Origin of the sequence: Nocardia sp. NRRL S-836 (genome assembly GCF_001279525.1) — a bacterium.
Classification (GTDB): domain Bacteria; phylum Actinomycetota; class Actinomycetes; order Mycobacteriales; family Pseudonocardiaceae; genus Lentzea.
Map to the genome: position 1 here is coordinate 1 of NZ_LGDY01000158.1, position 11,643 is coordinate 11,643.

Below are 11,643 nucleotides of genomic sequence, written 5' to 3' on the forward strand. Positions count from 1 at the left end.
CACCGCCCACGGCCTCGACCAGTACCCCGGCACCGACACCCCCGCCTACCACAACGCCTACGCCACCGGCATGCTCGTCGAACTGACCTGGCTCACCGTGCACTTCAGCGGCCTGCTCAACGTCTGGTTCACCGTCCTGCACACCTTCGACGAAGCCAGCGCCGCCGACGACGAAATCGACTTCATCACCGTCTACAACACCACCGTCCCCGCCACCATCCGGCGCCGCAACAACGCCCTCCTCGGCACCACCGGCTGGGGCGACCAGCCACTCAACGGAACCGGACCGAAGCCCGCGATGTCCTCCGTCGAAGCGCTGACACCGTGACCTTGAGGGCTGTCCCACTGCCCGGTTCTGCCCCGCTGCTCTCGGTGATGTCCGAGGACAGCGTCGACTTGCTCGACCGCTGCGTGGGCTTCCTCGGCCGCGACCGGTCCGGCCTGCCCAACTCGCCGTGGGCGCGGGACGCGGTCGTGGTGGAGCGGTTCGCGACCCACCTGGTCAACGGCGGGATGCTGACGGTCATGACTCGTATCTGCCGCGACGAAGAACCCGCTGTGCGGTTCGGTGACCAGCCGGCGGAAGCTGCGATTTCTGCGCCGATCTGATCAACGCAGGATTGGATCAGCGCCGGAGGGGTATGGAAGGGGCGCCGTAGCACGTGCGCGTGAACACGGTGGGCCGCTTTCGTGCGGGCCGGCCGGCTCCGGCGCGGGGACAGTTGAAACTGTGCAGCTTCCCCGCGCCGGTTCCGGTTCGCTCGCGCGGCCCGTTGGCCGTGGTTGTGTGTTGATCGTTGCGTACCATGCCCTGACGACGTCAAGCAGCGGCGCCGTAGATCAGTTCCTCTGAGCTACGAGGTGCCGCGGCATGGCCGATGAGACGAACGCGTCCGAGACGTCCGCGTCCGGGCCGGGCGACGATGATCGTCCTGACGCCTTGAGCAGACTCGACGAGACCGCCGAGGCGCTGACGGTGCTGCGGGACTTCTTCATCGACGGGGAGCCTCTCGACGATGCGTTGCAGAGGCTGGCTGACACCGCGAGCAGGGCGATCCCGGATGCCGACTCGGTGACGGTGTCGCTGATGGATCCGGCGCGGCCGCGCACTGCCGCCTCCACGAGCCCTGAGTTGATCGAAGTCGACGAGAAGCAGTACAGCGCTGACCGGGGCCCGTGCCTGGAGTCCGCGCGCACCCTGCGGCCTGTGCGGGCTGTCGTCGGCGAGCACCTCGACGAGTGGCCGGAGTTCGAGGCAGCCGCCGCGGCGCACGCGATCCGCGCCTACTTGTCCGTGCCGGTGCTGCTGCCCTCCTCGAACTCCTCCGACGAAAAGCACCTCGGTTCAGTCAACATCTACAGCCACACAGCCGCGGCCTTCGACCCCTTCGACGAAGGGCTCATGCGGCTGTTCACCACAGCTGCGTCAGTCACGATCGCCAGCGCCCAGCGCTGGCAACGCTCACGAGACCACATCGACAGCCTGGAGAAAGCTCTCGCCTCCCGAGCCGTCATCGACCAAGCAAAAGGTGTCCTGATGGCTGTGCACTCCTGCACAGCCGACGAAGCCTTCATGATGCTCGTCCAGCGCTCGCAGCACGAGAACATCAAGCTCCGTGACGTCGCCAAGAACCTGCTCGACTCGATAGCCGGTTCCTGAACAACCGGCGCCATTCCGGGCGAACAAGTAACACCTCTCCCCGCCAGTCATTCACCCTGAGTCACGCGCAGCCGTACCGCGCGCTGCTCGATCACTCGTGCTCAGCGGGCAGCACCTTGACGGTTTCGAGGTTGAGCCCGGTCACTGCGACCAGCAGCACCAGCACGGCCGGTACGTCCTCACGCAGCAGGAACAGCTGCTCGGCCCGATGTCGCGCGGCCGCGCGTCCTGGAGCGCACTGGCCACGCGCGGCGACGAGGTCACGCAAGTCGGCGCGCTGCAGGCGCTGCTACTCGTCGAGCTCCACGGGATCGGTGGCGAGCAGCCGCTCGGAGTCCTCGATCCGGGCCCGCACGACGTTCACGTGCTCGCGGGCCGCCACGAGCAGCCGATGCAGCTCCCCGTCGGAATACCCCGGCTGCGGGCTTCGAGGCCGGACGGAGACGGCGGTTCTCGTCGGCGCGGCCTGCAGCACCGCGGGCTCGATCGCGCCGTGCAGCGGCGGGCACCGCAGGACCTGGACCACGTGCTCGACGTCGACCAGACCGTAGGCCGGCCGCGCCCTGCAAGTGCGATCGGCGACGAAGTCGTGCAGGTGCTGGGCCCGCAGTTGCTCGGGCGTGTGCGGAACGGCCAGGTGCCTGGCCAGGAAGTGCAGGAAGTACCGCAGGTTGCGCCAGCACAGGCGCGCCGACTGCAAGGTGCGCAGGCCACCGGCCGGGCCGACCCGGACCGTCATCGCCGCGGCCATCGCCGGGTGCCATCCAGTGCGCTGTGTCGTCTTCTCTTGACCAGCCACGGTGTGCCGGTCGTCGCGGGGCTCGTGAGGGGCGGGCGCCGGGCACGTCGGCTATTCGGAGAACACGCGACCGGTGTCGACGCTGAACCTCTCCAGTCCGCTGACCATCTTCTGCGGTCAGACGACCGGTTCGAGTTCCTGTTTTTGTTGCGATCCTCGCTGGGCGCGGACGCCCAGCTAACGAGACCAGACACTTGCACACATCCCTTGAGGCGCTGGAAGACCTTCAAGCGCTGGAAGGAGTTACCGGCCAGCGGCTAGGCCGATTTACCGGTGTCAGCAGTGACGTGGAATGTGTCTTTCTACGGGTGACACGGAAGCTGTACGAGGGTGGTGTTGTCGAGCTCGTCCGGTCGATCGGCCCTCGGGTGGAGCCCAGCGGTGAACTTCCCCGCGAAGAGCACAGCTGCTTAGTTCGAGGGGAACCAAGGACGATAAGGCTGGCTGGAGTCGAGGTCCCGATGCCGGCCTTCCTCATGTGGAATCCCCAGGTTTCTACTTATGTTCGTCGAGGTGCCGGTCCAGGCGTGACGCAGGACCGATACAGGGGGCCGTTCCCGTTGCGGGAACGGCCCTTTGTGTTGCGACGCGGGGACAGCAGAAGGTACGTTCGAGCGGCACGCAAGTGTGGGGGCGTGCGCGGTGTGCTGGGGAGCTTGTGCCGCGCTCGCATGTGTGAACTGGGGATTCTTGTGGTCATGAACATGCGCCGGGCCGCGTTGGCGGCCGGGATGACGACACCTGTCCGTGCAGCGATCGCCGCACCACCACCGGCCGAACCGACCTGATCCGGCGGTTTTCGCCGCTCTGCCAAAAGCTTTCGAGGCGCTCAACGCCGCGCGTGTCCGCGCGGGCGTTTGCGCTGCCATCAACACAACCACTGGGGGTTAGTGATATGCCGGTTTCGCGCGCGCTGTTGACCGCACTGGCGGTCGGCGCGGTGACAGTCGCGGGTGTGGTCGTGGCGCAGGCGAACGAGCCTGTGCCCGCCGACCAGCAGCAGCCGCTGATCGAGGACTTCGGATATCCGAACGCGGCGAGGATCCTCGCGGAGGACCACGTCGAGCTGGTGTCCGGCGACGGGCACATCCTCTACGTGCCGTGCGCCGCCCAGCCGCCCAACGGCATCGGCCAGCTCGAGGTGCACTCGTCCGACCTGACTGTCGGCAAGAACGAGGACGGCATCGTGTGCTTCAAGGTCGTCGGCATCTACGGCCAGATCACCCTGAAGATCCCGGACGTCTACGAGATTCGCGGCGACGGCTTCGGCGACGCCGCCGGCCACAAGGGCACCGCCGAGGTCGTCGGTCAGACCGGCGAACGCAAAACCGTGACCCTGGAACCGAACGGCGCCCGCCAAGTGGGCATCGGCCAGCCCGGCGGCAAGCCGGAAACCTTGCTGCGCCTGGACATCAAGCCGTGAGCGCCGCCAACCGCACCGGAGGCACGTCATGAGATTGTCCACGGGCAGGCGGATGACCGCTTTCGCCCTGATACCGGCAATCGTCGCCGCACTCCTCGCCGGCCCGGCACCTGCCGCGTCGGCAGCGGAGGAACCACCTGGGCCGAGTCCTGAGTTCAACCGGAGCCGGATCGTCGAGCTGTGGCGGGCCGCCGGGCCGCTGCTCAAGGCGGAGGCCGCGAAGGCCGTCGTCGGCACCGACGCGCAGATCGCGGAGTTCCTGGATAACGGCTGGAAACGACCGTCCGAAGAGGATGACCGGGCCACCGTGCAACGCCTGCAGAACTCCGGCGGGCCGTCCGTGCGGGACGCGGCGAAACGGGCGCTCGACGCGGGCACGCACGAGGCGCTCCGCGAGTTCCTCGACAGCGGGGTGCCGGCCGAGCAGGCGCTCGACCTGCGGATCAGGGTGAACCAGATCCAGGCCACTGCCGGGCCGAGCCTGCGGCAGAAGGCCCAGCAGGTGCTCGACTCGAATTCGTCCGAGCAGATGAAGAAGTTCATCGAGAAGGACTGGGAACAGCCGCACCAGCTCGACCAGCGGATCAGGGTGAACCAGCTCGCCGCCGTCGGTGGCCCTCGGGTCAAGGCGAAGGCGCAGGAGGCGCTCGACAACGGCACCATCGCGGTGCTGACGCAGTTCATCGAGCACGACTACGCCATCGCGCAGGCACGCGACCTCGAGCTGGCTTCGGTCGCCGAACTCGCCGGTGTCGCCAAGGACGCGGGTGAGCAGGCCGCCCGCGAGACCGAAGCGGCCAAGCAAGCCTCCGAACGCGCGGTGCGGGAGGCGGAGCTCGCCAAGCAGTCGGCCGAAAAGGCCCGCCAGGCAACGGAAAGCGCGCAGGCCAACGCCGCGGAGGCCGCCCGCCAGGCTGGTTACGCCGCGACCGCGGCGAACAACGCCGCCAGCGCCGCCCGTGACGCCGTCGGTGCCGCGAATGCCGCGAGCAGGGCGGCGTCGGTCGCGGCGAACGCAGCCTCCCGTGCCGCGTCCGCCGCTTCTCAGGCAGGACAGGCGGCGGCTCGCGCGCAGCAGGCGGCGGCAGCTGCGACCGTCGATCGCAACGCCGCAGACGCGGCTCTGCGTGCGGCCGAGGACGCCGAGAAGGTCGTCAACGGCGCCAAGGAAGCCGCTGCGGCGGCCAAGGCCGCCGGCGACGTCGCCCGCAACGCCAGCGCGGCGGCGGTTTCGGCGAACAACGCGAGCAACCAGGCCGTGTCGGCGGCCGACGCGTCCGCGCAGGCGGCGAACCTGGCCGACCGGGCAGGTGCCGATGCGGCCAAGGCTCGTGCCGCTGCCGCGGAAGCACGAGCGGCCGCCGCCCGCGCCAACCGTGCCGCGAACGCCGCCGTCGCCTACGCCAACACCGCGGCTACCGCCGCGGACAGGTCGCGGGACGCCGCCTACCGTGCGGCTGACGACGCGATCGAGGCCGCCAAACAGGCCCGGCTCGCCTACGAGCACGCCGGCAACTCGCAGAACGCGGCCAAGGAGGCAACCGACAGGGCGAACGCGGCCACGGCGGCGGCGCAGAACGCCATCAACGCTGCCACCGAGGCGCAGAAGATTTACGACGCGGCCCGTGCCGCGGACGACACGCGCATCGCGACCGAACGTGACCAGGCGATCGAGGCGGCCATCGCCGCGAAGGCAGGGGCCGGTCCCATCTCTCCCGCGCCGAAGTGGGACACCAGCGAGGCCAGCCGCTACGACACCGAGGTGCAGCAGTGGCTCGCGCAGGCACGGGCATCCGGTGCCGATCCGGCGCTCATCGCGTCGAACGGCCGCAAGGTCGCGGTCAAGCTGGCCGACACCGGTGGCCCGTGGTCGAAGATCGCCGCTGTCTCGGTGCTGAAGCTCTCCGACGACGAAGTGCGTGACTTCGTGTTGTCAGGGCTGCAGGTCGCGGTCGGTCAGGACGACCGGGTGACGCTGCAGTCGTTGCGCACGGACGCGTCCGACGCGTTCAAGCGCGCGGCGGACGCGGCACTGTCCGGTTCGGACACCGACGTCGAGCGGTTCCTGACCGCCCGCGCCTATCCGGAACGGGCGACCGAGGATCGGATCGCCGTCAACCAGGTCATGGCGACGGCCACCGCCGAGAACCGCGACCTCACCAAGGCGGCCGCACAGCGGGCGCTCGACACCGGCACGATCGAGGCGTACCGGAAGTTCCTCACCAAGGACCAGTTCACCACCGCGACGCAGGACGACCGCATCGCGGTGAACCGGATCCTGGCCGCCACCACCTCGGGCCCGAACCTGAAGGCGGCGGCCCAGGCGGCCCTCGACGGTCCTCCTGTTTTCCAGCAACGGTTCCTGAGCGAGCACCGGTTCGTCGCCGACCGCCTGGACTACGAACAGTCCGGGCACAACGCCGAGGTCTCCGGATACGTCAGCACCGCCTGGAAGTCCGCGTCCACCGCATCGCAGAACGCGAACCTCGCACAGGAGGTCGCCGCCCGCGCCCGCAACGCCGCCCAGGAGGCGATCGACGCGTCGAACCGGGCCCAGCAGGACTCGGTCAGGGCAGGCGAGTTCGCGGCTCAGGCGCACGCGTCGGCACTGGCCGCCGAGAAGTCCGCACAGGACGCGGCGAGCTCGGCGCGGATCGCGAAGCAGGCGGCGGCGTCCGCGAACGCCTCCGCCCGCAGGGCCACGCAGTCGTCGGTGTACGCGCAGGCGTCGGAGAACCAGGCACGAGGGTTCGCCAACGCCGCCTATGCCGCCGCCAAGGTGGCGTACGACCAGGCGAAGGCAGCAGGAGAGAGCGCCACCAAGGCGAAGGAGGCGTACGACAGGGCGGTGGAGACCGCCAAGACCAAGATCAGCGAGCAGGTCACCGCGCAGGTGGTGCGGCAGGACAGCTACTGCAAGAAGCTCCTGCTCACCGGCGACGAGTACATCAAGTGCATGCACATGCTCACCCAGTCGGACTGGGAGCGGTCGGGCATGATGTACCGCAACGGCCAGATGTGCGAGCTGCTCTACGCCAACCGCCAGGGCGACGCCGGGTACCAGAACTGCCTGCGCGACGTGCTGAGCCCGCGGTTCGAGCTGAACCGCCACATGGACCTGCTCGAGAACCTGACCGTCTACTACCAGGCGATGGCGGGCGCCATGGTGATCGCGGCGGGCACGCTCGCGGTGCTCGGCTGCAGCATCTCGGTGGTCTGCGGCGCGGCGATGCTCGCGATCGACCCGATCGGTGCCGCGATCACGCCGTGGATCGGCATCATGACCGCGGACGTCATCGGGATCACCGGTGTGTGGCGGCTCGGTTCGCTCTTCGAGATCACGGTCGTCAACTCCGAGCTGGCCTCGGCCCGCATCCTCAAGTACGACCTCAGCGACCTCGTCACCTTCATCAACAGCATCTGCGTCAGGCCCGGTGGCTTCGCCAAGGGCACGCTGGCGGAGGCTCCGAACTGCGTCTGGGATTACGACTACTCGGCCCTCAAGTGGTACGTGCAGGAAAAGGGGTACAGCGAGGCGGTGCTGAAGGGCGTCGCGCGCAACGTCGTGCGGTACAAAGAGGGTGCGACCGATCATGATATCACGCACCTCAAGAAGGACGTGTTCGACATGGCCGACTACTTCGCGCAGTGGTGGAAGGTGGACTTCACCATGCACGACTCGGCAAGCCTGAATCCCGTCTACTTCGACAGCGCGCACAACGTGCTGCTCATCAAGCACATGCCCAACGGAACCGAACCCGGCATGATCCACGGGTACAACTTCACCCAGTACCAGTGGGACACGCTCGTCAAGGCCAAGCGTTACGAGAAGATTCCCAAGTAGGAGTCGCGGTGGATGCCGAGATCGTCGGATCGCAGGCCAGGCTGACGTTGAGCCGGTCAGAGGTCCTGTTGCTGCTCAACGTGATCGTCCTGCTGGACGGGCATCAGCGCAGCGACGTGGCCTACCAGGAGCAGGTGGGCCACCCGCGCGAAGAGGTCAGGCAGTACGCGGACCAGCTCGCTGAGCTCGCTCGGTCGATGCCGCGCGAGCAGGGCCGGGACTGAGCGGGGAAGGCCGTTCCCGTTGGTGGAACGGCCTTGCCACTCACGGCTTCAGCACCACTTTGCCGATGGTGGCCCGGGATTCCAGGGCCTCGTGAGCGTCCGCAGCGTCCTGCAACGCGAAGAGAGGGTTGACCGCCGGCACGAACCGGCCGCTCGCGAGGCCTGCCATGGACTCCTTCTCCAACGTCCGCAACCCGCGGCGCAGCAGTCCAGGTCCCAGCGCGACGACCGCGGTGAGGCTCTTCGGGTACAGGTTGCCGACGCTCGTGTCGGTGGCCGTGCCGGAGGAGCAGGTTCGAGGCTGGGCCGAACTCGTACTGCCGGATAGCGAACGTGATGGTGAGGCTAGGAGCTCCGGTTAACTGGAGGTCAACTACGGCGCCCGACTGGGGACGGCGCCCACTGGGGTGCGTTTCGCGTGTGGCAACCGCGCGAGCGCTGAACGGGAGGACCTGATGAAGATCACCACGGTGGTGCTGGGCGCCGCTGCGGTGGGCCTGTTCGCGGTGATCGGGCCCAACGCCATGACCGGTGGGACCGTCGTGCCGAACGGCAGCCACCAGTTCCTCGCCCGCATCACTTCATCGGCCGGCGGCTGTTCCGGTGCGCTAGTCGATCCGGAGTGGATCGTCACCTCGTCGTCCTGCCTGCCGCAGACCGGCGAGACCAAGGTCGTCGTCGGCGAGGTGAACCTCGGCACCGGTGCCGGGCATCAGACGACGGTTGTGCAGGTCGTCAGACACACCGGCCGCGACCTCGCCATCGCGCGCCTGGCAGCAGCCACGCCGACCGCCCCGATCGCGCTCGGTACCACCGCCGCGGCGCAGGGCGAGGCGCTCAAGGTGGCCGGTTTCGTTCGCACGGAACAGGAATGGGTGCCTGACCGGCCCCGCCTCGCGTCGTTCACGGCGACGGCCATGACCGCCACCGACGCGCAGCTCGACGGTTCCGCCGACCTGTGCCGCGGCGACTCGGGCGGTCCGGTGTCTCGCCAGACCGGCAACGGGCCGGAGTTGGTCGCCGTCAGCCGTACCTACTGGCAGAACGGCTGTCTGCTCGTCACCGAGACCCGCAAGGGCAGCACCGCCACCCGCACCGACGACCTCGTCGCGTGGATCCGGCAGCAGTACTCCGCCCAGCGCATCCGCAACTTCAACGGCCTGTGCGCCGACCTCGGCAGCAACGCGCCCGAGACCGTCGTGAAGACGGTGGCCTGCCGCTCCGGCCACTGGACGAGCCAGAGCTGGCGGATCCCCGGCGACGGCATCATCCGCAACCACAACAGGTTGTGCCTCGATCTCGGTCCAACGCCACGAACACCCCGATCATCATGGCTGCCTACCGGCCCGCGCCGGGGTGGACCAGTCAGCAATGAACTCTCCCGACCAGGATTTGACGCGAAAACCGAACTGGGGAACAGCATGAAGAGCTTCAAACGCGTGACGCTGGCCGCGCTCGCGGTCGGCATGGGAGTCGCGGCGCTTCCGGCCGCGTCGCAGGCGATGTCCGGCGGGAGTCCCGTCCCTGACGGCACCTACAAGTTCCTGGCGAGCATCTACGCGGGCGGCAAGGGCTGCACCGGCTCGCTCGTCGCCGCCTCGTGGGTGATCACCTCGTCGAGGTGCCTGCCGGACGGCGTGGTGGCGACGGTCTCGGTCAACGGTGCCGTGCCGGTCGCGGTCGAGAAGGTCACGAAGCACACGTCGCGCGACGTCGCGGTGGCCAAGATCGCCGCCCACATCACCGACATCACGCCACTTCCGCTGGCCACCTCCGTGCCCGCGGTGAACGACACGCTCAAGGTCGCGGGGGTTGGCCGCACCACCGTCGACTGGGTGCCGGCGAAGGCCCAGGTCGCCGACTTCAAGGTGACCGCGACGACCGCCACCACGCTGTCGTTGGTGGGAGACAAGGACACCTGCCTCGGCGACGCGGGCGGTCCGTCGGTCAGGGAGGCCAACGGCAGGCAGGAACTCGTTGCACTGCACCAGATGTCCTGGCAGAACGGCTGTTTCCAGGTGCAGGAGACCCGCAAGGGCACCACCGAGACCCGCGTCGACGACCTGGGCAGCTGGGTGCAGAGCTCGATCGGCCCCGCCCTGGTCATCTGCTCCCCGGCGTCGATCTGGGTTGCGCGGCCGAACGGCGACCTGCACCGCTACGTCCACCACGGCGCCGCCAACGGTGACGTGAGCTGGAGCGGCGGCGAGCAGGTCGGCTCCGGCTGGCTAGGCCGCATGCTCGCGGGCGGCAGCGGCGTCGTGTGGGACTTCCACAAGAAGATCGACGGCAACGACCCGTTCGCCGACGGCACGCTCAAGCGCTGGGCGTGGAACGACGCGAGCAAGACGTGGAGCGGCGGCGGCCAGGTCGGCCAGGGCTGGGAGCGGTACCTCACGCCCGAGTATCGCAACCGCATCACCGTCGACAGCCGTGGCCGGATTTTCATGATCGACGACCAGGGCAAGCTGCGTTACTACGTCTGGGACAACGGCACCAACAACTGGGTCAACGCCGCCGGCGAGACCGTCGAGTCCGGCTGGGAGCAGTACAACTCGATCACCGCGGCCGGTGACGGCGTGCTCTACGCCCGCAAGCCCGACGGCAAGATGTACCGCTACCAGTACGACTTCACGTACAAGCGGTTCACCCAGCGCGCGAAGCACGTCGGTGGCGGCTGGGAGATGTTCTCCGAGATCACCTCGCCGGGCGCGGACGTCCTCTACGGCCGTGGCGCGCTCGGCAAGGACCCGTGGAACGACAACATCGTGCCGGTCCTGCGCTGGTACAAGCACTTCGACAACACCGACACCTGGGCGCCCGGCGCGGCCGACGGCACCGGCAAGTCCATCGGTTCCGGGTGGAACACCGAGCTCAGCGTCTCCGCGGAACCCGGCAGCTGTGTCTTCCGGCGCGGCATCGTGATCCCGCCCGGCAGCTGATCCCAAGTCGGTGGCGGCTTATGGCACAAGTGTGCCAAAAACGCGCTTGTGTGGAAACTCGTCATCGCGAGCCCGCTCCTGGCCACGTCGGCGCCTGCAGTTTCGGCGTCGGCGAGACCGGAGCAGGTGGAGCAACCGCGGCCCTATCTCGCAGATCTCGGGCCCCTGTTCCAGGTTTGCTCCAGTTCGGTGCGCCACTGTCCAAAGTAGACGAAAAACGATATCGCCCACTGAGCCTGTTTATGCAGATCAGTGGGCGATTTGCATGCCGTTCATTCAAGTGGACCTGACTACACAGCGTGAGAACTCTGTTGTAGCAGCTCAGGAGCCTGAGATGACCATCAAGGCTGTTAACCCCCGTGGCATCAGCCACTAAAGACTAGACGGAAGGGCGAGGTATGCACTGCTCAGATCCCGCCCTTCTGAATCATCTCCGCCAGTTCGTCTGGCGGGATGGAGTCAAGCCACTCCTCGTAGCGCAGCTGAGCCTCAATCCCAAACTGACTGCCGAAGGCATCCCACAGTGCGCCTCGAAGTTGATCAGCGCGCTCAGTCAGCGGCCCAAATCAATGGTCCCACCAGCGCCTGAGGTTCCCCCGGTAGCTCGGAGACTTTCAAGCATGGTCCGATAGGACCTGAAGGGAGTCGTCCGTGGCAGCACCGACGAAGTACCCCGACGAGCTGAAGGCTCGCGCAGTCCGGCTGTATCGAGAGTCTGATCCAAGCCGGTGATCCGGCGGCTGGCCGAGCA

The 11,643-nt window shown here is 67.9% G+C and carries 10 protein-coding genes; 7 read left to right on the plus strand and 3 right to left on the minus strand.

Annotation, left to right across the window (positions count from 1 at the left end; all coding sequences use genetic code 11):
• The 3 genes from ADL03_RS49120 to ADL03_RS41630 all read left to right on the plus strand — a co-directional run.
• On the plus strand, positions 1–328 hold a 328-nt coding region (locus ADL03_RS49120), incomplete at its 5' end, for a hypothetical protein (RefSeq protein WP_197289118.1).
• A gap of 2 nt (positions 329–330) precedes the next feature.
• On the plus strand, positions 331–609 hold the full coding sequence (locus ADL03_RS41625) for a hypothetical protein (RefSeq protein WP_197289119.1): 279 nt from the start codon (positions 331–333) through the stop codon (positions 607–609).
• Between the two features lie 367 nt (positions 610–976).
• The gene (locus ADL03_RS41630; protein WP_231642832.1) at positions 977–1,660 is read left to right on the plus strand and encodes a GAF and ANTAR domain-containing protein; all 684 of its coding nucleotides are present in this window, start codon (positions 977–979) and stop codon (positions 1,658–1,660) included.
• 91 nt (positions 1,661–1,751) lie between these two features.
• Here the strand turns inward: ADL03_RS41630 and ADL03_RS47840 are convergent, their stop codons facing one another.
• Complete coding sequence (locus tag ADL03_RS47840) at positions 1,752–1,928, minus strand: hypothetical protein (protein ID WP_157529737.1); 177 nt, start codon at positions 1,926–1,928, stop codon at positions 1,752–1,754.
• A gap of 21 nt (positions 1,929–1,949) precedes the next feature.
• On the minus strand, positions 1,950–2,399 hold the full coding sequence (locus ADL03_RS41635) for a hypothetical protein (protein ID WP_157529738.1): 450 nt from the start codon (positions 2,397–2,399) through the stop codon (positions 1,950–1,952).
• Positions 2,400–3,300: 901 nt separating this feature from the next.
• On the opposite strand from ADL03_RS41635, the gene ADL03_RS41640 reads away from it, so the two are divergent.
• From ADL03_RS41640 to ADL03_RS41650, 3 genes are read left to right on the plus strand one after another with little or no spacing between them, the layout of a single operon-like run.
• Entirely contained in the window at positions 3,301–3,882 is a 582-nt protein-coding gene (locus ADL03_RS41640; RefSeq protein WP_157529739.1) for a hypothetical protein, read from the plus strand.
• 28 nt (positions 3,883–3,910) lie between these two features.
• Positions 3,911–7,726, plus strand: coding sequence for an ALF repeat-containing protein (locus ADL03_RS41645; protein WP_082373971.1), 3,816 nt, complete (start codon positions 3,911–3,913; stop codon positions 7,724–7,726).
• An 8-nt stretch (positions 7,727–7,734) separates the two neighbouring features.
• A complete protein-coding gene (locus tag ADL03_RS41650; protein ID WP_053739177.1) occupies positions 7,735–7,950 on the plus strand; it encodes a hypothetical protein in 216 nt (71 codons plus the stop codon).
• A gap of 40 nt (positions 7,951–7,990) precedes the next feature.
• Here ADL03_RS41650 and ADL03_RS49125 read toward each other — a convergent pair whose 3' ends face one another.
• Entirely contained in the window at positions 7,991–8,119 is a 129-nt protein-coding gene (locus ADL03_RS49125) for a zinc-binding dehydrogenase (protein WP_082373972.1), read from the minus strand.
• Between the two features lie 286 nt (positions 8,120–8,405).
• Here ADL03_RS49125 and ADL03_RS41655 point away from each other — a divergent pair, with 286 nt between their 5' ends.
• A complete protein-coding gene (locus ADL03_RS41655) occupies positions 8,406–10,892 on the plus strand; it encodes a tachylectin-related carbohydrate-binding protein (protein ID WP_053739178.1) in 2,487 nt (828 codons plus the stop codon).
• Positions 10,893–11,643 lie beyond the last annotated feature (751 nt).

Excerpts from the sequence above, each read along its gene's own strand:
- ADL03_RS41635 (WP_157529738.1), bottom strand. The coding sequence starts at position 2,399 with ATGACGGTCCGGGTCGGCCCGGCCGGTGGCCTGCGCACCTTGCAGTCG.
- ADL03_RS41645 (WP_082373971.1), top strand. The coding sequence starts at position 3,911 with ATGAGATTGTCCACGGGCAGGCGGATGACCGCTTTCGCCCTGATACCG.
- ADL03_RS49125 (WP_082373972.1), bottom strand. The coding sequence starts at position 8,119 with ATGGCAGGCCTCGCGAGCGGCCGGTTCGTGCCGGCGGTCAACCCTCTC.
- ADL03_RS41655 (WP_053739178.1), top strand. The coding sequence starts at position 8,406 with ATGAAGATCACCACGGTGGTGCTGGGCGCCGCTGCGGTGGGCCTGTTC.